Raw genomic sequence first — 21,646 nt, 5'->3', positions numbered from 1 at the left:
CCATCTATCCTTTCGTATCTAGCCAATCATGGCGCAGGGTGAACAAGTCTCGCAGCTCTTCCGTTGATAGCTCTGTGATCCAGCTTTCGCCCGTCCCGACAATTTGCTGGCTCAACGATAGCTTTCTCTCCATCATTTCATCGATGCGTTCCTCAATTGTCCCGAGTGAAATGAATTTGTAGACGTGAACATTGCGCTGCTGTCCTATGCGATGAGCACGGTCAGTGGCCTGATTTTCTACCGCAGGATTCCACCAGCGATCTACGTGAATGACGTGGTTGGCTTCCGTCAGGTTCAAGCCAGTTCCACCCGCGCGCAACGAAAGAATGAAGATGGCCCCGCGTTCATCGTCCGGAAGTGTCGGGTCTTGAAAACGAGCGATCATCTCATCGCGTTTTTCTTTTTTCGTGGCTCCATTTAGGAAGTAGACAGGTCCATAGCCTTCTCGCGTCAGCACCCGTTGAAGCATATTGCCCATTTGGATGTATTGGGTAAAAATCAGACAACGCTCTTTCTTTTGGCGAATATCCTCCACCAATTCCAGCAGTCTTTCCAATTTGTGCGAACGACTGGCTTCATCTGTTGTTGCGATTTCATTCAAAATGAGCTCAGGATGGTCACACAATTGTTTGAGACGTGTCAGTGTCGTTAGAATCAGACCGCGCCGTTCCATAGGGGAGGCTTTTTCCATTCGATCAAACATATCTTGAATCGCTGTCTCATAAAGTGCGCCTTGTTCGGTAGTCAGCGGTACGTATTCCTTGCTCTCATTCTTGTCCGGCAAGTCTAGCTGAATGTTCGGATCGGTTTTCACGCGACGGAGCAGGAAAGGCTGAATGAGTCGTTGCACTTGATTGATGAGCTGCTGGTCTTGGTCGCGTTCGATGGGATGGACAAAGCGCTGGGTAAATTCCCCGAGACTTCCCAAGTAGCCGGGATTCAAGAAATCAAAGATGGACCAGAGCTCACTCAGACGATTCTCGATCGGAGTGCCTGTGAGAGCGATCCGATGCCATGCTTTCAAATCGCGTACAGCAGATGCTTGCTTTGTATAGGCGTTTTTAATATTTTGCGCCTCGTCGAGACAAATCGTATCCCATGTAACCATTCCTAGCTCCTGCTCATCCAAATGGGACAGGGCGTAGGAGGTAATCACCAGATCTGCTCCCTTGATCGCTGGCAAAAAGGCCTCCTTTTTTTGGCGATCATTACCATAATGAATCATCACCTGCAGAGAGGGGGCGAAGCGCTTCAGCTCTTTTTGCCAGTTGCCTATGACGGAGGTCGGGCAGATTAAGAGAGAAGGAGTACTGGCAGGGCCATGTTGTTTGACATGAAGCAAATACGTAATAAATTGAACCGTTTTTCCCAATCCCATGTCATCAGCCAGACAAGCTCCCAATCCAAAGCGGCGTAAAAAGAACAGCCACGAACTGCCCTCTAGCTGATAATGGCGCAACGTCCCGTGAAAAGTAGATGGCTGCTCCATGATCGGAATGCGCTTTGTTTCTTGCAATTGATTCAACAGCTCTCGCAAATGCTGGTTTAGTTGAACTTCAACCGTTAGAGAAGTGTCGAAATCGAACTCATCATCGGGTAGCTCCTCAACCTCCACAGTGGGGGCGAGGTGCATTCTCATGACATCGCGAAGGGACATGCCGTTTTTCGCTTGGTTTTTCTTGAGCGCTTCCTGTAGCTGCAAGAATAGATCGGGAGTCAATTGCACCCAATGCCCGCGAATTTTCAACAGGCGCTGCTTTTGTTTAATGAGTTCCTCAAATTCCTCTTCGCTGAGCTCTACAGGTCCCAAGGCGAGCTTCCATTCAAAATCCATGAGCTGGGAGACACCCAGGAACGATTGTCTGCTAGCCCCGACAGAGGTTGTAATCTTGGCTTTTAGCTTCGGTTTTACCCGACGCACTTGTTCCCACCATGCTGGCAAAAAGACGTGAATACCAGCTTGCACTAATTGTAAACTGCTCGAGGTCAAAAAGATCCATGCTTGCTCGTTCGTCAGTCGGGTGAGAAAACGGCTTTGATTCTCCTGGGTGTCTTTTTGCCAAGGGAGAATCTCTTTACATTTGGCTAGGTCCGTGAGAAAACGATTCCAGTGTTCACGCCAGTCAGCAGGGATGCGAGCGGTAGCTACTCCCTCAGCCGTCAACTGGTGTGGTTCAATGAGAAATAACTGATCTGGCTCTTCACGATTCTGCAAATACACGTGAAGTTGCCAGTCATTGGTGTGCTCCTCGGCCTCGATGATTTGCAAGCATGTGCGAAACGGTGTCGTATCTGGCAGCCAGCCTATGGATTGCAACCATTCCTGTTCCTGAAGGTGTGGAGAAAGCTCGGCGCCCATGACGTACAGAGCCGGGTAATGCGTCAATAGCTGCTCCCACTTTCGTCCAATCTCACCAGTGCCTTGCAAGGATTCCTCCACGACAAGCGAAAGCCACCTATGGCCGTACTCCGGAAAATCGACGGGAGTATGCAGGGCTCTCCAGCCGATTTGTCCTTTTTTCCAAGAAGAAAAATCAGGGGCAAGGGAGCCTTGTGCGAGCGTATCACGGATCATTCCCGCTACATGCGTAAATTGTTCAAATGGCGTGCTGGATGAATAGGTCCGATGCAAAAGCCACTGGGGGGAGACGAAAAAGGAGAGGGCCTTGGCAGGACTAAGCAAGACGCCTTGCTCGTTTTTGTCCAGGAAGGTTCCGTAATAAGATGACTCATCCCACGCAAACAGTGTTCCTGCCAATTCTTCTGGATCGACCACAGCTCCTTGTGTGTCTTTGCCAGTAATCAAGAATTGTCCGTCTGCCAAAAGCTCTCCATCTAGAACCAATGTAGTGACGGTATTCATAAGTTGAAATTTCCTCTCCTTAGCTCTTCTTGAAAAGCACGTAACCGATTATGTTTGGCAGATAATTGTTCCACGTATCGTTCCCAGCGCGCATCTTGGTTGGCTCTGTTGTAAATCGTCCTTACTTTTTTCATGAGCTTGATCGCTTCTTTGTAGGCCGTTCGATTACGTTCCGCTATGAGTCTGTTCACCTCACGCAAATAAAAAGGGAAGAGCAGAGTCGGTTCGGTTTCCTCGATTTCTTTCACCTGCACGATCGAGATGTCTGCCATGGGCACTTGAAACGACATTTGCAAATCAATCCATTGCTGAAACTGTCGTTCTTCATATAAATAGGCGGCATATTCGTGATAACTACTCGGTAAGAACTGCTTCAGCTTGGCGCCACACTCGGCTGATCGTCCCACTCGCTGCATCGCTTCCTGCCAAATGGCGATAACGAGACGGTATTGCTGTGTCTCCGCTTGACCGATTAAGGACGTTAAAGAAGCAGTCCAATCGAGAAATCGTTGCCATTCGCCATTGCGAGCGAATGATTTCATATAGGACAAGTAGAAGGAGAGGTTCAAGCGGCTCATTTTTTTCCAGATTTGTAGAGCAGCTTCGTCCTCCTTTTCCAGCACATGAAAGTGGGCACGGAGCAGCAGTCCTTTTTCCTTTTCGGCGGCAGAACTGTTTTCATTGTTAATAAGCTGATCCAGCACATGGATCTCTTCTTGCATCCACTCTGGCTTCTTCAAGAGCATCCACCATAACATTTGATAGGCGAATATCCAGTAGAGAGAGGTGGCTTCGTTTTCTTTCAATTCCTTCGTCAGTTGAAGTGTATCGACGATAGCATCCTGATGGTGAGTCAAGAGAGCTGGGATATCCGCGAAGTACAATGTCCCTTCTAATTGGTCCAATAACCGCTCGGCGGTCTGAACCAAATCCAGGAACCAATATGATTGGCGGTACGTTTTGACGTATTGTGTAAGCTTCATGAGATGAAACAGATTGGCATGAATGACAAAGAGCTGTGCCCGATCCTTCGGCCACGAGGCAGCAACACTCAGCACATTTTGGTAGCTCGATAATAACTCAGAGGAAGCCCGATACGATTCCATGGCCGCAAACAGATTGCGTGTCCAGCTCTCAAAAAATACCCACCATTCTTTGACGGAGCTGTTCGCGGTAAGAGCCGAGGAAATAGACGCTGTATCCTGCTGAGCAGGAGCGGTATGGCTGTATTTATAAGTAGGAATCAGCAGATGAGGAGAAAAAGTAGCTCGCCTTGGTTGTTGGGAGCGGGTCAAAAATGTACGAGGATTCTCGAACACACTGTACATCTGAAAAAAGGTGGCAGCAATATGCTTGCAAATACGCGAATAAGGGCAGGTACACGTACTGTTTTGAACCGTTTCCATATCGAGGCGAACATGATACACCTCAGAACCTTGAACATCACTCGTCAAATACTGGCCTTGTTCTACGCGTGTATTAAAGACGACGCCATCTGAAAAGTACGTATAGCCCCGTTCAATAATGTGTCCTTCGACGGCAATTAGGATTTGCTCGCCTACCTGTATCGCTTGTTCCCGAGTCAACTCTCTTTGCAACATGTAGTCAGATCCTCCGAACGAAGTGTCATCCCTCCATTATAACCCAAAATGCGGAGAATGGAAAAAGATGCGTGTGTTCACAGGGGCAATAAAATGGTTTGGGCTATTAGCAGAAACAATGCTTAATTTTTCCGGGGACTGGGTGTATACTGTACACGTCGAATAAAAAGCAACTAAACGCAATGTATTTGATTGCCTTTAGTTGTGTTTGTACAACATGAGAGAGAAGGGGCACACATGCTATCGATTTCGATTCTGCTCGTATTATCGTCAGGTCTTGCGCACGCAGTCTGGAACCTGTTCACGAAAAAAAGTGAGAACAAAATGGCGTTTCTTTGGTTGATTACCTTGCCAACAACCGTGATCCTCTTGCCTGTTCTCCTTTGGGAATTGATGCACGTACAACTGACATGGTCTTTGGTTCTTTTTCTGTCTATGTCCTTTTTCTTTCAAGGATGCTATACCTTATTGATTTCAAAGGCGTATACATACGGGGATATCTCACAGGTTTACCCCATCATGAGGGGAACGGGGACGCTTCTCATTCCGTTTTTTAGCGCCATTTTCTTTCAAGAGTATTTATCGGTACCAGGATGGCTGGGGGTCATTTGCATCGTGATCGGAGTCTTCGCCATTAGCGGGATGATAGGGCCAAATCGTCAGGCACAACCAGTGAATCCGCTCGCCCTGCGATACGCTGTTGCTGTTGGACTATGCATTACAGGGTACACGTTAACCGACAAACAAATCGTCCAACAATTATCTCCATTCGCTTTATTGGAAATAACGAACTTTGCCTGTCTGATTGTCGCTGGGGGCTTCGTTTGGAAGAAGGGACTCATCCGCCGTGAGTGGCAAAAAAACTGGCGAACGATTGTACTCGGTGCCATCCTGTCACCAGGTTCGTATTTATTGTTTTTGTTTGCCATGACATTGGCACCGCTGGCAGCTATTGCGCCCATTCGTGAGGTAAGTACGGTTTTTGGTACGCTCCTAGGGGTCTTCTTGTTAAAGGAGCGACAACGCATATGGCGTCTGTCTATGTCGTTGATGATCACGATTGGCATTATTTCCATTGCGGTTTGGGGCTAAAGGATGATACAGAGTCGGTTGGGAGAATTCCTGGCTGGCTATTTTTTTTACTACCTGGGAAAGATGAAGGGGTAAGAAAATAACGGCTAAGGATGATCAAAATGGATGCAAAAGCAATTGCTCCGATCACTCATAAGCGGAAGAAAAAAAGAAGAATCGCAGTAAGAACTCTAGGAATCATCATTGGGGCCTTGTTGGTGGCAGTCGGACTGGAAATCTTTCTGGTTCCAAATAACATCATTGACGGTGGTGTTACCGGCGTTTCCATTATGGTCTCAAAGCTGACGGGAGGCCCACTCGGCTTATTTTTATTCCTGCTGAACCTGCCCTTTTTACTTGTTGGCTACAAGCAAATTGGCAAGACCTTTGCCGTCTCTACGCTATTCGGTGTCGTCGTGATGTCGTTGGGGACGAGTTACCTCCATCATGTTCCGAGCTTGACGGACGATTTGCTTCTCTCTGCTGTTTTTGGTGGGATCATCATCGGAATCGGTGTGGGACTTGTCATTCGCGCGGGCGGTTCCTTGGATGGAACGGAAATTGTTGCGATCCTGATGACGAGGAAAAGTCCGTTTTCGGTCGGCGAAATGGTCATGTTTTTTAACATTTTTATTCTAGGCAGTGCCGGCTTCATTTTTGGATGGGACCGGGCCATGTACTCGTTAATTGCTTACTATATCGCTTATAAAATGATCGATATTACGATGGTCGGACTCGAACAATCCAGATCGGTATGGATCATCAGTGATTATCCAGCCGAAATTGGCGATGCGTTAACGGCGAGACTGGGGAGGGGAATTACTTATTTGAATGGGGAAGGTGGCTACTCAGGAGACGTCAAAAAAGTCATCTTCTGTGTCATCACCCGGTTGGAAGAAGCGAAGCTGAAATCCATCGTGGAGGAAATCGATTCCTCTGCATTTTTGGCAATCGGTCATATTCACGATGTTTCTGGTGGACGGTTTAAGAAGAAAAATATTCATTAAAAACTTACGTACAAATTACCCCTGAGCCAGGTAGGTAGAACGACCTGATTGCTAAGGGGTAAAAATGTATTGACGGAAATAACTGAATTCATTTAATATTACGTCATGCCAAAATACAAAATAACGTTCCGTATTTTGGGACAGTTGAATGGTGATGAAAATGGACAAAACAGAAAAAACGGCAAACCGAAGTGTGTTAAAAACGCTAGAGTTTCTCGAATATTTTATCCAAAACAGTGAATTAAGCCTGGCTGAGCTTGTCGAGTTGTCAGATATGCCAAAGAGTACGGTGTTTCGAATTCTTCAGACGCTCGAAATGCGCGGCTTCGTTTCCAAAACGACCACTCATAATCCGCCTAAATACCAATTGGGATTGAAGCTGCTGGAGTTTGGGAACATTGTTGCCCAACGGCTCGAGATCAGGAAGATCGCACTCCCGTATATGCTTCAGCTACGAGATACGGTGGATGAGGCAGTCAACCTGATTATTCGTGATCAAGACGAAGGGGTTTACATCGAAAAAGTCGATACCCGCCAGTATGTTCGTGTATATACGCAGGTAGGTAGAAAATCACCGTTGTACGCAGGGGCATGCCCGCGCATTTTGCTCTCATTTTTACCGGATCATGAGATCGAAGAATTATTGAACCGGGTAGACATGAGAAAAATATCACCAGAAACAAATACAAACAAAGATGTGCTATGGCAATGGATTCACGATGCACGTGAAAACGGCTACACAGTCAGCTACGGTGAATTGGAGCCGGATTCCGCAGCAATTGCTGTACCTATTCGAGATTTTACGGGACAAGTAATAGCTGGCTTGAGCTTGGCTGGAGCTACATCACGCTTTCAGCCAGATCGATTGGAATATTTGGTACAGGAGACAAAAGCGGTAGCGAATCAAATCATGAGCAAGCTGGGCTATTCAGATGCAAAGGCGGGACTTTGATGCTGGAAATCAAAAATCTTCAGACGAGATTCCGAACCGATAATGGAGAAATTACCGTTTTGGATGGCGTTAGTTTTCAAATCAACAAAGGTGAGACGATTGGAGTAGTAGGGGAGTCGGGTTGTGGGAAAAGTGTCACCTCACTATCCATCATGGGACTTCTGCCGAGAACCGCGCGAATCACTGGAGGAGAGATCCTGTACAACGGTGAAAATCTGGTTGCCTTTTCCAAGGATCAGATGAGGAAGGTACGGGGAAAAGAGATCGCGATGATTTTTCAAGAACCGATGACCTCACTCAATCCGGTTTATACAATCGGGGCGCAGATCATGGAGCTCGTCTTGAATCATACAAATATGAACAAAAAACAAGCCAAAGAGCACGCGATCCAAATGCTGAAGCTGGTCGGGATTCCGAGAGCGGAAGAAATCGTTGATGAGTATCCGCATCAGCTATCTGGCGGGATGAGGCAGCGTGTGATGATCGCGATGGCGATGTCCTGTAGTCCATCTCTATTGGTTGCAGACGAGCCTACGACCGCACTCGACGTGACCATTCAGGCGCAGATTCTTGACCTGATGAGAGAGCTACAGCAGAAGAGCGAGATGACCATTATGCTGATCACGCACGATCTTGGTGTGGTAGCAGAGATGTGTGATCGGGTGGTTGTCATGTATGCAGGGCAAGTCGTCGAGGAAGCCGAGGTAGAAAAGCTATTTGCCACTCCAAAGCATCCGTACACGGTTGGTTTGTTGGGCTCGATCCCGGATATGGACACAGAACAGGAGTACTTGTTTACGATTGGCGGGACCGTTCCCAGTCCAGGTCAGATGCCCCCAGGATGCCGTTTTGCTGAACGATGCCAGAAGGCTTTTGACAAATGCTACGAGCAAGCTCCACCGTTATTCGATTTGAATGATGGTACAAAAAGCAGATGCTGGCTGTATGAGTAAGCGTAAAGGATGTGAATCTTTTGGAAAAATCAGAATCTACTCCCTTGCTTGAGGTGAGAGGGTTAAAAAAATACTTTCCGATTCGCAGTGGATTCATGAAGAAGGTAACGAATCACGTCAAAGCTGTTGACGATCTCTCTTTTACGGTTGCAACGGGGGAGACGCTCGGAATTGTAGGTGAATCCGGTTGCGGGAAGTCAACCACAGGCAGAGCCATTCTACGATTGCTCGAGCCTACAGGTGGCGAAGTGATTTTTCAAGGAGAGAATTTAGCGGCCCTTTCCCCAAATGAGATGAGGATGAAGCGAAAGGATTTGCAAATCATTTTCCAAGACCCGTTTGCCTCCCTCAATCCGCGAATGACAGTTGGGGAGATCATTGAAGAGCCGATGATCATATTCGAACTGTATGAAACGTCAAAAGAACGCAAGGAAAAAGTAGCGGAATTGATGCGGGTTGTCGGTCTGAAACCAGAAAATTCCGAACGTTTTCCCCATGAGTTTAGTGGTGGTCAGCGACAGCGGATCGGCATTGCACGTGCGCTAGCGCTTAATCCCAAGCTGATCGTGGCAGATGAGCCAGTATCTGCGCTCGATGTATCGATTCAATCACAAGTATTGAACCTGATGAGAGATTTGCAAAAGCAATACGGACTCACTTACATATTCATCTCTCACAACTTGAGTGTCGTGAAGCATTTTTGCGACAGGATCGGCGTGATGTATTTGGGACGGATGGTTGAGTTGGCACCCAAAAATGCACTATATGAAGAGCCGCTGCATCCTTATACGCGCTCATTACTGTCCGCAGTTCCGATTGCCAAGCCAAAAACGAAGCGAGAGCGCATCATCTTGACTGGAGATGTACCGAGTCCAGCGAACCCTCCGAGTGGCTGCACGTTCCATACGCGTTGTCCGGATTGTATGGAAATTTGCAAAACGGACAAGCCCGAATTTCAATCGATGGGCGATGGTCGATATGTTGCCTGTCATTTGTATAACCAATAGGAACAAATGACGGCTATCATATTTTTTTCAACATGAATGCCAGAACGTAAAGAAAAAAGGGGGACTTGTTTTGAAAAAGAAGGTAGGTATAACCACTTGCTCCGCATTACTCTTGCTAGCTGCTGCTTTGGGCGGATGTTCGGGTAAGTCGGCAGACACAAGCACACAGGCAAATCCGCAATCGAAGACAGAAGCGCAAGCTCCGGCAAAAAATGAACTTACACTTGGTGTGAATGGAGATCCGCACTCTTGGGATCCGATTGATACGTTTTTACTTGATTGGAGTACGGTAGCAACCTCTGTATTTGAAGGCTTAGTCGAGCGTACCACTGACTTGAAAATCCAGCCAGGACTCGCTGAATCGTGGGAGTTCAAGGATGACAAGACGCTTCAGTTTAAACTTCGTAAAGGAGTGACCTTCCACAACGGCGAGCCATTCAACGCGGAAGCAGTGAAATTTACATTTGATCGCCTGCTTGGTGAAGAAGGGAAAAAAGGACCACAGCAAGCGAACTATGCTTCGATTGACCGTGTAGAAGTGGTAGACGAGTTTACAGTCAACATGATTCTCAAGGAAAAAGATCCTGTACTCCTTACAAAGCTGGCAGGTTATGGCGGAGTGATCGTTCCGCCTAAGTATTACAAGGAAAAAGGGGACGAGTACTTTAACACGCATCCAGTAGGTACGGGTCCTTTCAAAATGGATAGCTATGAAAAAGATAACAAGGTTGTACTGGTGAAAAACGAAAGCTATTGGAAGCAAGGTCAACCGAAGCTGGAAAAAGTAACGTTCCGTTTTATTCCAGAAGCAACTACACGTCTAGCTGAAATGCAAACAGGTGCGATCGACATTATGAAAAAAGTCGAGATTAGCCAAACAGAATCCATCAAGGGCATGTCTGATCTTGAACTGATGCAAGTCGGGTCGCCAACCGTTTATTCGATTCGATTTAATACATCGATGAAGCCAGTTGACAATGTAAAAGTCCGTGAAGCGATTGCTTACGCGATTGATGCAGACTTGATTATCGAAACGCTGCTCGGCGGATATGGTAAGCGCGTCAATTCCTTCCAAAGCGATATGTCTTTCGGCTATGATCCTAACCTGCCATTACGTAATTATGATCCAGAAAAAGCAAAACAACTGCTCGCAGAAGCAGGTGTGAAGGAAGGAACTGAGCTTGATCTCTTCCTCCCGGGTACAGATGCTACGTTTAAAGAGGTAGCACAAGCGATCGAAATGCAATTAGGCCAAGTCGGTCTCAAGGTGAAGCTGAATCTGGTGGACGCCTCCACATTTACTTCTGACCTCATCCCGAAAGGAAAAGCAGGACATATGTACCGGAATGGCTGGGGTGGATGGACGCTCGACTTTGATAATACTGCCTATCTGATGTATCACAAAGGCGAGTTCTGGAACCCTGATTTCTATGACGAAAAAGTAGAGGAGCTCTTGAAAACAGAACGCTCCACGTTTGACCAAGAAAAGCGTATGGCAGCATTTAAAGAGCTGAATCAACGCCTGTATGAGCTAGTCCCAGATGTACCGCTCTATCAAACGATCAACCTGTGGGCAGTAAACAAACGAGTAAAAGGCTTCCAACCTCCGACAGATGAACGTATCGATTTGCGCGAAGCATCGGTTGAATAAGGAAAGTTTTGAACAGGGGGAGTAGAAGATGTCTCTTCTATTCCCTTCATTTTTGATAAAGGAGGAGCGGGATGGCAGCCTTTTTAATTAGACGTCTACTACATAGTGTTTTTGTCGTTCTTGCTATTACTCTTGTCATTTTTGTCCTGGTGCGAATGACTGGTGACCCAGTATCGATCATGTTTCAAGCAGGAGAGCCTACCAAAGAGGCAATTACTGAGCTTCGGAAAAATCTCGGTCTGGACGAGCCCGTTTATGTACAGTTCGGGCTTTATTTAAAAGATATGTTTACCGGCAACTTTGGCACCTCGTTCCGAACGGGTGAGAGCGTGATCGACATGATGAAGGAGAAGATGGGAGCAACTTTGCTGCTTGCCTTCGGGGGAATGTTTGTCGCTCTGTTGATTGCGATTCCAGTAGGGATCATTTCCGCTGTTTACAGAGGCAGCGTAGCTGACTTTTTCGGACGCATTTTTTCATTGCTAGGAATCTCTTTTCCTAACTTTTGGTTAGGGATTATGTTAATCATCATATTTGCCGTTAAGCTGGGCTGGTTTCCTGCTTCTGGTTATGAAGGTCTGGAGTATTTGGTTCTGCCTTCCGTCGCACTCGGACTCATCTTGTCAGGAATTTTGGCTCGATTAGTACGCTCTTCCATGCTGGAGGTAATGAATCAGCAATATATCAATACGGCCCGTTCCAAAGGGATCAAGGAATGGCTTGTCATCATCAAGCATGGCTTGCGAAACGCATTAATCCCAACGGTAACCTTTATTGGATTGCAATTTGGTACGTTGTTGGGCGGTACCGTGATTATTGAGCAAGTTTTTTCATGGCCAGGTATCGGGCGTATGCTGATTGATGCGATATCGCAACGTGACTTTCCCGTGATTCAAGGCTCTGTCATTATCTTGTCTTTTTTGATGATCTTCGTGAATTTGTTGGTTGATCTCAGTTATGGCTTTATTGATCCACGTATTAGGCAGGGAGGAGGAAAAAGCGAATGACGACAGCGACGGTTCCAAACAATCAGACCAATCTACCAATCAAAAAACGTGGAAAATGGAGCAAGATGGGCAGAAGATTCGCTCGAAATCCGTGGGCAATGACGGGGATGTTCTTGCTTATGCTTGCCGTCGTATCCGCACTTTTTGCACCGGTAATTGCGCCATCCACTCCTGATAAAGCTGATTTGCGTGCACGGTTGGTTGCTCCCTCGTGGATGGACGATACGGGGAAATCCGAGCATTTGCTGGGTACGGATCAGGTAGGACGTGACTTACTGAGCCGAATTATTTACGGAGCGCAAATATCGTTATTGGTTGGTGTCGTATCCGTACTGATTTCCTTAGTTATCGGGGTGATTCTGGGCCTCATCGCAGGCTTTTACGGGCGCTGGGTAGATGATCTGCTAATGCGCTTGGCAGATGTACAGCTGGCATTCCCTTTCATTTTGTTTGCGATTATCGTCATGACGGTCTTTGGGGCAGGTCTATGGAAGCTCATCCTTGTTCTGGGGATCAGTAACTGGGTAGGCTTTGCACGACTGGTTCGAGGACAGGTCATGAGTGTAAAAGAAATGGAATACGTCCAGGCTGCCAAAGCAATCGGGGCTACGAATTTACGGATCATCAGAAAACATGTCCTGCCAAACGTTTCTTCTTCAATCATCGTATTGGCAACGTTAAATGTAGCCACCAACATTTTGTTGGAAGCATCGTTGACGTTTATTGGATTGGGTGTAGACCCTTCGATTCCTACATGGGGCGGCATGCTGGCAGACGGTCGCAACTATCTGGAGACGGCATGGTGGGTTGCTACTTTCCCTGGCATCGCCATTATGATTACGGTGTTTGGAATTAACCTGCTGGGCGATTGGCTGCGTGATGAGCTAGATCCAAATCTGCGCGTGTAAGGGGGCTAACCAATGAGAGGGCTAGGTGATATTTTTACAACGAAAGGGTTAGTTGCGGACCGAAACAATGACGGTGTAGCTGATTCGTTGTCTGTTTCCTTCTGTTTTCAAACGGGAATCGTCGTAGAAGGATTCATTGATTTTTGTGCCCGATTAGGCCTGGAAACAAGTGAGCTGGATCTGCCCTCCATTCGTATGGAAGATTCACCGATGGTTGCTAGCAACACGAAAAGCGATGAATGGCTTTGCACAGTATGTATCGAGCCATCCTGCGACGTGGATGATGCGTCATGCACTCTCGATCCAGGGAACAATCGAATTGCTTTCGTTGGTGGAAGCGAAGAGAGTCTTAGCCGATTACTGCGCTGGATGGCGGCATATTGGACAGATGCAGCACCTGCAACGGCTTCGCTCGGTGACATTGAAAGGATTCGTTGTTCTTTACATGAAGTTCACCTGTATGTTTGTGCGGATGCTTCACCTGTCTGTCAAATTGCGCTACCTCAGTATGCACTGATGAGCTCGCATGAGGGAAGCCCTATCGTAGAGAGACCAACTCCACTTGATAGTCTGACAGAGCTTTGGACAACGGCAGGGTTCTATCAAGCAGGGCGTACGGATTTAACGAGTCGGACAGATGTATTTTTTACAGGGCTCCAAACTGCAGAGGCGGTTATGTCTGCCGCCCGCTTTGCAGCTCGGATTGGTCTAGCCTCGACCGGGATACATTTCCCGCTCACAGGAGAAGCAAATCGGATTGCGGAGCTCACTTTTTCCTTACACATGAATGGTGAAGCACCTCTAGCAAGTGGAGTGGTCGAGGTAATCCCAGACCCTAAAGAAAAGACAACAAGGGTCATCCAGCTTTCAGGGGGAGGACAAGCGATTGTTGCGGCGCTTGATTATTTCGGGACGGCCACTCCGCACCGACTCGGGGGTACTTTTGGTGCATGGGAAGAATCAGACGAGCAAAAAGGGAAGGAATTCCCGTTATTTTTAGAGAAAACCTGGAAAGACCAGGGCGAACGAAATGAGATAGAACAGTTGTTTCATGAGCAGTTGATCGCGATTGTTAGTCAAAAGGAGACGGCCGGGCGCTTATCTTCTCCGCTCGCGGTCACTGCGTTTTTGTCAGAACCAAAAGAGATTCGACGTGCGTTGGAGCGATGCTGGAAGAACGCAATCACGGAGCTGCTTCCGGATCACGATAATACGGTACATATTCACTCTGCTTTTAAACCAGGTTTGTGCTGGATAAAAGAAACGATCTTGCCGTCTCTTGTACGTACAGGGGAACGTGTAGAACGAATGTTGATCTCTTTCCAACGAGAAGAAAGAGAAGGCGGAATGGAGCTTTCTCATCGATGGCTTCAAGAATTATACCCGGTTGATCAGTTGTTGGAAAAAGAATTGGGCTTGTCCTTGTCGCAAGTATCATTCGTGATGGATGAGAACCTACCGACTACTTACCGAGTCGAGGCTTGGGGAGTCGGGCTTGCGCACTTAGGTACATGGAATTTGGATGTACCTGTATCCACAGTGACGTATGCCGACGAGCAAAGTCGAGCTTATCCAACTACGTCAGGACTCTTCTTCTCCTATGGAACAACAAAAGAACAATTCTTGGTTCCGACGGATCGAGAGAGGTTTTGGCAATTCTATACGCAGCAGTTTTTACCTGAGTTGACGGAAGGATTGTTATGTAAACAAAATGAACCGTATCAAGGAAACAGTCCGCTCTTTCATTCGATAGAGGTAAACGTCACGATGAGTGAACAGGAAGAACGGCTAGACATCGACGAAGAAACAATATCGTCGTTAGAAGCGTTGCATGAAGATATTTATTTTTATACGCTGGACTACTATGCGTATTTGGGTGAAAGAAAAACGGGAGTGGCGTGGAATTCTCCTGGGGCGGTGCGACCATTTGTAAAGGTCAAACCAGCAAGCTCTCCAGTGGCAACCATTCGCGTAAAAGAATATAAAGAAGAACAAGCTTTCTCTATTAAAACGACTCATTTATACTTCGAGGCAGAGCAATCTGCTCCTGTAAAAGCACGCATCCTGAGAACGAACGAAAAGAGTAGCAGCATCGAAGAACGGAAGCTTCCTTTTCTACATCGAAACCATCAGCCAGATATGGGCGAATGGGCAGAGCTGGTTACACATCCGTCTGTGCATATCTGGGAAGTAGAGAAATCGTTTGAAGGACGGCCGATTTTTGCAGTGGAGGTAACAGCACCCCGGATTTCCGAATACGTATCAACTCACAAGCTATCTTTGTATAAACCAACCATTTTGCTCGAAACCGGACATCATCCAAACGAGGTTTCCAGTATGCCTGCTGCACGTGAGCTGGTGGCAGAGCTCATAACCGAAAAAAGGGATTGGCTTACTCGTTTCAATCTGGTCGTGATTCCATTTGCCAATCCGGATGGGGTCGCACTTCATCAAGAGCTCGTCAAAGATAATCCATTTTGGAAGCATCATGCTGCCCGTTATAATGCCGTGGGATTAGAGTATACCAATCACCGTTTTCAGCCGAGTGTTTTTGGCGAATCGCGGGTAGTTCCCCACCTGTTTTATCGCTGGATACCGGATGTGATTATTGATGATCACGGAATTCCTTCGCATGAATGGACACAACCATTCGCTGGGTACAATAGCCCGCCGAGATTCCCTGTATCTTATTGGATGCCGATCTCACTCTTTTACGGAATTGGCCGCGAGATGGACCGATCTGACTATCCTCAGCATGCTGTCGCTCTTGATACGATTCAAAAGGCAGCCGAGGAATGGCTGAGACATCATCCGCGTCTGTGGAACAAAAATAAACGCTTTATTGACCGCTACATTCGGTATGGACATAACTGGGAGCCCGCCATTTTCCCATTGCCTACTGATCAAGATTTCTTGTTTTATCGTTGGCCTACAAAGCCGAACAGAACCTCTCCTTCCTTGCTCTCTCGTTTTCCTGAATGGGTGACGCTTGATTTAATAACGGAAGCGGCTGATGAGACGGTCGCGGGAGGAGCGTTGCGAGATTGCATCGAAACGCATAAGATTTTCAATCGTGCTGTCATGGAGTGTGTGGCATCTAGCCCACGGCGTGTTTCGCGACAGTATGGACAAGACCATATTCGACTCTCACGAATGAGACCGATGCGGATCGGAGGAGACAATTATGAAGACCATTTTAGTAACAGGGTTTGATCCTTTTGGTGGAGAAATAGTTAACCCTGCTTGGGAATCGGTAAAAGAACTGGGAAAAATCGAGTCTGATTTGTATAAAGTAGAGCTACGCCAAATTCCTACCGTTTTTGAAAAATCTATCGAACATCTGTATGCAGCGATAGAAGAAACGAAACCGGACATCGTGTTATGTATCGGTCAAGCAGGTGGACGAGGAGATATTGCGGTTGAGCGTGTAGCGATTAACGTTAATGACGCTCGAATCCCGGATAATGAAGGAAATCAGCCGATTGATACACCGATCAGGGAAAACGGTCCTACTGGCTACTGGTCTACATTGCCAATCAAAGCGATTGTCCATGAGTTAAAACAAAAAGGAATTCCGGCTTCCATATCGCAGACGGCGGGTACCTATGTGTGCAACCATCTTTTTTATGGATTGATGCATTACCTTGCTGAGAAAAAAGCTTCCGTACGCGGAGGGTTCATCCATATCCCTTATTTGCCTGAACAGGCAGCAAGGCAAGCAGATCAGCCAAGTATGGCATTGGAAACAATTGTAAAAGGCTTGCGATTGGCAATCGAGACGACGATATCTCATGACCGGGATATTGTCATGGAAGGCGGACAAATTAGCTGAGCAGGAGGAGAAACCCTCCTCCCTTCCATTCATGTGGCAGTGCCGATATTCGAAAATGGAGGGAAAAACGTTGCCTAGATATGAATTCTCTCCTCTTGGGGACTCGGGTGTCATGGTCAAACTAGGAGAGGTTATCGATCAACCTACCCATGAGAAGGTCATCCTATTCTCTGAATACCTACAGGAGCATCCTTTCCCCGGGATGATCGAATCTGTACCTGGCTTTACGACTGTTACAGTCTATTACGATCCGATTACTCTGTTCGATCCACTTGATGATATTTTGCCATACGATCGTGCCGTTGCTATTCTTGAGCAAATGTCGCAGCAAATCTCCAGCACTCATTCTAAAGAGTACAGACTGGTCGAAATCCCGGTTTGTTATGGTGGGAGCTTTGGTCCAGATCTGGAGGTAGTCGCCAAACAAAATGGTCTGAGTATAGAGGAAGTAATTTCGATCCATTCGACAACAGAGTACCTGGTGTACATGATCGGATTTGCTCCCGGCTTTCCGTATCTCGGTGGAATGGATGAGCGACTAGCAACACCGCGACGTTCCTCGCCACGACTATCTATTCCGATGGGGAGTGTAGGGATCGGAGGATTGCAAACAGGTATTTATTCGATAGAGAGCCCAGGTGGATGGCAAATTATCGGAAGAACACCACTGCGCTTATTTCAGGCAGGTGAAAGTTCTCCAAGTCTCTTGTGCGCTGGTGATAAAGTTCGCTTCCGTCCTATCTCCGAGCGGGAATACGAAAACGGGGAGAAGGTGTAATAGTGAGTATAGAGGTGATTACTCCAGGACTTTGCACGACCGTTCAAGATACAGGTAGATTTGGCTTTCAGCAGGTTGGGGTTAGTGTCAGTGGGGGGATGGATAGGCAAGCTGTACAGATTGCGAACATGTTAGTTGGCAATCAACAAACGGATGCGGTTCTGGAGCTGACAATAAGAGGTCCTAGCTTATTGTTTCATAAGGACATGCTCATAGCCATTTGTGGTGGTGACTTCAAAGTCACGATCAATGATAGATCCGTCTTGCCCAATCGAGCAGTCTGGATCAGGAGTGGAAGCATCTTGAAGTTTGGTCTGGCCAAGGAAGGCTGTCGCGCCTATCTCGCAGTCGCAGGCGGATGGGATGTGCCACTTGTGATGGGAAGTCGTAGTACGAATCTCCGTGGAGGCTTCGGAGGCTTTGCGGGTAGAATGCTTGCGGCAGGAGATAAGCTAGTTCAAAGCCCTCCAGGTTCATTCAGCCAATTTCTCGCTAACCAATTGGAAAAAAAGGTAGGAGCAGCTCCCTTCTACCAAGCGAATTGGTTTATTCCTTCAAGTACGTCTGTAAAAAATGGAGAAGTGGTTGTACGGGTGATCCAAGGCGAGCAATTCGCAGATTTTTCGGAAAAGAGTCGTCAAAGCTTTTTCGAACAAACCTATCAAGTGTCTCCTCAATCAGACAGGATGGGGTATCGTTTAACAGGACCGGCGCTTGAACTTACGCAGTCAATGGAGCTGATCTCGGCTGCGGTCACCATTGGTACGATACAGGTTCCGCCAAACGGTCAACCTATTATCCTGATGGCAGACAGACAAACCATTGGCGGTTATCCGAAGATAGGCTATGTGCCAACGATAGATTTGCCGATCGTCGCCCAGTTGCGGCCAGGCGAAAAGATCCACTTTCAAGAAATTTCTCTGCGCGATGCTCAAAAGGAGCTTATCGAGAGGGATTCATGGATGAAGGCGATCAAGCTTGTTATAGAAGTAATCGTGGGATGGAGGTAAAAAGATGAAAACAGTAGATCTAAACTGTGATATGGGAGAGAGCTTTGGCACCTATCAGTTGGGCAACGATCAAGAAATTTTGTCCTATATCACCTCTGCAAATGTGGCATGTGGTTACCACGCTGGCGATCCTGCGACGATGAGAAAAACAGTGCAAATGGCTTTGAAGGCAGGTGTGGCAATCGGTGCCCATCCCGGATTCGCTGATTTGGTCGGCTTTGGTCGCCGCAACATGGAGATTTCCCCTGAAGAGGCATACGATCTAGTCGTGTACCAAATCGGCGCCCTGCAAGCGTTTGTTCGGGCAGAAGGGGGCGTCATGCATCATGTGAAGCCACATGGGGCCTTGTACAATATGGCAGCTACAAGACCTGCTCTGGCTGAGTCTATCGCGTTGGCTATCTACAAAGTAAATCCGGAACTAGTGTTGTATGGCTTGGCCGGAAGCGAGTTAACGCGTGCAGGGGAAAAAATCGGTCTTATCACGGCGCACGAAGTCTTTGCTGACCGTACGTATCAACAGGGTGGTACACTGACACCGCGCAGTCAGCCGAATGCGATCATTTCGGACCAACAGCAATCCCTCCAGCAAGTCATTCGTATGGTATGCGACGGACGTGTCCTGACCCAGCAAGGCGTAGATATCCCGATTCAGGCCGATTCCATTTGTATTCACGGCGACGGTGCCAATGCGTTGGCGTTCGCACAGAGCATCCGTGAAGCTTTGTCAGGAGCTGGCATTACAATCGCAGCACGTTTTGCTCGATAGATCTCTATCGGGCTTTTTCTGTTTCCGCACCGGGAGTCTGGTATCGTGCGGTACCTCGCTTTTTCCCCCAGAGGAGGAAGAATAAGAACAGCAGCGGGATATAGCCATAAATAAAAACGATGCTTACTTTCCCATAAAAATCGAGTGTCATGAGCAAGGGAGCCGTACCTTCGAGCAGATAGGAACCCATTGCCAAAGATAGTAAGAGAAGCAGAAGGGCGCGGATTTGACTGAGACCAAATATCTGTTTCATTCCGCGGGTAACCCCCCATAGATTGAGACAGATGTTGGGCAAAATCACGAACAGCCACAGAGAGATCACAATGAACTCCAATCGCTGCAAAATCGGAATTTCGACGATTTTGAGCATGGTCAAGGTCGGCCAAATAATCTTATCCAGCTCACCATGGGTGAACATGAGGAATGTTACGATAGCGACGGCTACATACAGGAGTGTACTGAAAAGGACGCCAGCGTGTGCCCATTTTTGCGAGTGGGCTGCTTGCTTGATAAACGGGTAGTAGATGACCAGTAATTCAAAGCCCATATAATTGATCACAGCGTCTTTGGCAGAGGCAAATAAGGCGGTAAAGTTATGCGAAAACATCGGAAACAAGTTATTTGGGTGAGCGTATTCGAAAGGGAATAAAAACAAGGGAAGCATCAAAATCGCCGGAATCACCACACCGAAAAAGCAGACGCCCGTAACTGTACGAAAACCACCAGCGACAATGTACAAAATGAGGAGCAAAATAATCAGCGTCGTACTCCACGTATGCATGAGCGGGAAAATAAACTGCTTCACAATACTGACGTAAGAACGCAAGATGAGAAAAGCAGCCATCCAGACGTAGATTAATACGACAAAGCTCATCAACTTGCCTAGCCATTTTCCAAAGCAGAGCTCGTGAAGGGAGAACAGGTCATGGCTGCCCGCATTCAGCATGAAATAGAGCATCCAAATAATGAGATGGATGCTTGCCCCAGCAAGTAGAAGGGAGATCCAGGCATCGTATCCGGCATGGGTAACGATTGTCCGTTGAAACCCTAGTATCCCGACCCCCACAATATTGGCATGCACGAGAAAAAATACGAAAAAAGGTGAAACCATCGCGCTTTCCCGAATGGAAGTACTCACCTGATCCCTCCTGGTTCTTCATTACTCACCCGTTTGCTCCAGCTTGATCGAGGCCGTCACTGCGATTTTTATTTGTGGATAAATCTTTTTGAAGTGGGAGTAGTTCCATGACGCGCTTCGACTACGAACGAAATCACCAAATCCAACCGGATCAACTCCAAGCTTCTGTAAATGCTTCACAAAGCTCGTCGCCTCCTTTTGCAGGTACGAGGAAAGCTCTTTTTCCATTTGATGGAGAACTTGTGGATTGGATAATTGCAGCCACTTCGAATAATCTTTGATTTGCCCATTTACCGTGAGCTTTACCATGATACTGGGGATAGGCTTAGTCGTATTGAGATCGAAGACGGCATGGGAATGCAGATTTTTCAAGAGTCCGGATTCTTTTCGATTGTTAATCGTCACCTCAAACGGAATTTGACCACTCTTGGCTTTTTCGACCATGATTTTGAGCAAAAAGCTTTCTTTCGAATTGATGCGATGCACGAATTTGTCATCTCGAAAAAGCGCGACACCATCCAGCTTCACTCTGTCATTATGCATCACGAAATAGGGAAGGTAAGGATCACGTCCCTCGCCGTATAAATGAAACAAGAAAATATGCAGGTTGGTTTTGGGCATATTCAGCGTTTTGATATTTTGAGCGACGCTATCGGAGATGAAAAAAGGAACTTGCATATGACGCATGCCTTTCAAAATCGTCAATGCTTTTGGTTCCGCGACTGCGAGTTGAAGACGAAAACCGATAGCGGGATCGCGACAAAGCGTATGTACCAGCGTTTCCACTCCGTTTTCAGCATATTTCCTCCCAACAATGACGGAGCGCAACTGTCCAAGCTCGACTTGTGAGGGGGTGATGGCGTTAAAATCAGGGAGGATCGTAAACAAATTCGAGCTTTTTGTTTCCAACAGCTCTACCTGGGTCTTTTCCTTTCCGTATATGTGAGTGATGGCTGCCCCTTTAATTTTTTGGTCTTCGAGATCGAGACCGAGTGAATGAATCAATTGTACTTCGCTGACAATTCGCGTCGATGAGCAGCCAGCCAAGATCACGATCAATAGCACGAGTATCCATTTCCTCTTTGCAACCATGTTTCTT

General features: G+C 47.1%; 17 protein-coding genes. 13 read left to right on the top strand and 4 right to left on the bottom strand.

The genetic code is table 11. The annotated features are described in order from the left end of the window. Positions 1 to 4 precede the first annotated feature (4 nt). On the bottom strand, positions 5 to 2,863 hold the full coding sequence (locus HP570_RS11915) for a DEAD/DEAH box helicase (RefSeq protein WP_173625910.1): 2,859 nt from the start codon (positions 2,861 to 2,863) through the stop codon (positions 5 to 7). Further along, positions 2,860 to 4,464: an SWIM zinc finger family protein gene (locus HP570_RS11910; protein ID WP_173625909.1), complete on the bottom strand. Its 1,605-nt coding sequence runs from the start codon at positions 4,462 to 4,464 to the stop codon at positions 2,860 to 2,862. Before HP570_RS11910 ends, HP570_RS11915 begins: the two co-directional genes overlap by 4 nt. A gap of 237 nt (positions 4,465 to 4,701) precedes the next feature. Between HP570_RS11910 and HP570_RS11905 the strand changes: the two genes are divergently transcribed. The 13 genes from HP570_RS11905 (at position 4,702) to HP570_RS11845 (ending at position 19,409) form a co-directional block, all read left to right on the top strand. After that, positions 4,702 to 5,556, top strand: coding sequence for a DMT family transporter (locus HP570_RS11905; RefSeq protein WP_173625908.1), 855 nt, complete (start codon positions 4,702 to 4,704; stop codon positions 5,554 to 5,556). 101 nt (positions 5,557 to 5,657) lie between these two features. Further along, positions 5,658 to 6,542 (top strand): YitT family protein, encoded by an 885-nt coding sequence (locus HP570_RS11900; protein WP_173625907.1) that lies wholly within the window; start codon positions 5,658 to 5,660, stop codon positions 6,540 to 6,542. Between the two features lie 160 nt (positions 6,543 to 6,702). Beyond that, positions 6,703 to 7,494 (top strand): IclR family transcriptional regulator, encoded by a 792-nt coding sequence (locus HP570_RS11895; protein ID WP_254495250.1) that lies wholly within the window; start codon positions 6,703 to 6,705, stop codon positions 7,492 to 7,494. Continuing rightward, complete coding sequence (locus HP570_RS11890; protein WP_173625905.1) at positions 7,494 to 8,447, top strand: ABC transporter ATP-binding protein; 954 nt, start codon at positions 7,494 to 7,496, stop codon at positions 8,445 to 8,447. Before HP570_RS11895 ends, HP570_RS11890 begins: the two co-directional genes overlap by 1 nt. Positions 8,448 to 8,467: 20 nt before the next feature. Next, positions 8,468 to 9,454 (top strand): ABC transporter ATP-binding protein, encoded by a 987-nt coding sequence (locus HP570_RS11885; protein WP_173625904.1) that lies wholly within the window; start codon positions 8,468 to 8,470, stop codon positions 9,452 to 9,454. A 70-nt stretch (positions 9,455 to 9,524) separates the two neighbouring features. Then, a complete protein-coding gene (locus HP570_RS11880; protein ID WP_015890945.1) occupies positions 9,525 to 11,105 on the top strand; it encodes an ABC transporter substrate-binding protein in 1,581 nt (526 codons plus the stop codon). 71 nt (positions 11,106 to 11,176) lie between these two features. Further along, a complete protein-coding gene (nikB, locus tag HP570_RS11875; RefSeq protein ID WP_173625903.1) occupies positions 11,177 to 12,112 on the top strand; it encodes a nickel ABC transporter permease in 936 nt (311 codons plus the stop codon). Then, positions 12,109 to 13,020: an ABC transporter permease gene (locus HP570_RS11870; protein ID WP_142496063.1), complete on the top strand. Its 912-nt coding sequence runs from the start codon at positions 12,109 to 12,111 to the stop codon at positions 13,018 to 13,020. The genes nikB and HP570_RS11870 overlap by 4 nt, the downstream gene beginning before the upstream one ends. Positions 13,021 to 13,032: 12 nt before the next feature. Then, positions 13,033 to 16,233, top strand: a complete 3,201-nt coding sequence (locus HP570_RS11865) for a M14 family metallopeptidase (RefSeq protein WP_173625902.1) — start codon at positions 13,033 to 13,035, stop codon at positions 16,231 to 16,233. Then, on the top strand, positions 16,205 to 16,852 hold the full coding sequence (gene pcp / locus HP570_RS11860; protein ID WP_173625901.1) for a pyroglutamyl-peptidase I: 648 nt from the start codon (positions 16,205 to 16,207) through the stop codon (positions 16,850 to 16,852). The genes HP570_RS11865 and pcp overlap by 29 nt, the downstream gene beginning before the upstream one ends. A 31-nt stretch (positions 16,853 to 16,883) precedes the next feature. Beyond that, the gene (gene pxpB / locus HP570_RS11855) at positions 16,884 to 17,630 is read left to right on the top strand and encodes a 5-oxoprolinase subunit PxpB (RefSeq protein WP_173626145.1); all 747 of its coding nucleotides are present in this window, start codon (positions 16,884 to 16,886) and stop codon (positions 17,628 to 17,630) included. A gap of 2 nt (positions 17,631 to 17,632) precedes the next feature. After that, positions 17,633 to 18,640 (top strand): 5-oxoprolinase subunit C family protein, encoded by a 1,008-nt coding sequence (locus HP570_RS11850; RefSeq protein ID WP_173625900.1) that lies wholly within the window; start codon positions 17,633 to 17,635, stop codon positions 18,638 to 18,640. A 4-nt stretch (positions 18,641 to 18,644) separates the two neighbouring features. Further along, the gene (locus tag HP570_RS11845; protein ID WP_173625899.1) at positions 18,645 to 19,409 is read left to right on the top strand and encodes a LamB/YcsF family protein; all 765 of its coding nucleotides are present in this window, start codon (positions 18,645 to 18,647) and stop codon (positions 19,407 to 19,409) included. Between the two features lie 4 nt (positions 19,410 to 19,413). Here the strand turns inward: HP570_RS11845 and HP570_RS11840 are convergent, their stop codons facing one another. Next, the gene (locus tag HP570_RS11840; protein ID WP_173625898.1) at positions 19,414 to 20,547 is read right to left on the bottom strand and encodes a GerAB/ArcD/ProY family transporter; all 1,134 of its coding nucleotides are present in this window, start codon (positions 20,545 to 20,547) and stop codon (positions 19,414 to 19,416) included. 21 nt (positions 20,548 to 20,568) lie between these two features. Next, entirely contained in the window at positions 20,569 to 21,639 is a 1,071-nt protein-coding gene (locus HP570_RS11835) for a Ger(x)C family spore germination protein (RefSeq protein WP_173625897.1), read from the bottom strand. Between the last annotated feature and the right edge of the window lie 7 nt (positions 21,640 to 21,646).

It is taken from the genome of Brevibacillus sp. RS1.1 (assembly GCF_013284365.1).
Classification (GTDB): domain Bacteria; phylum Bacillota; class Bacilli; order Brevibacillales; family Brevibacillaceae; genus Brevibacillus; species Brevibacillus brevis_D.
Note: the sequence above shows the minus strand (reverse complement) of the source record. Positions and strands in the feature narration are given on the sequence as shown.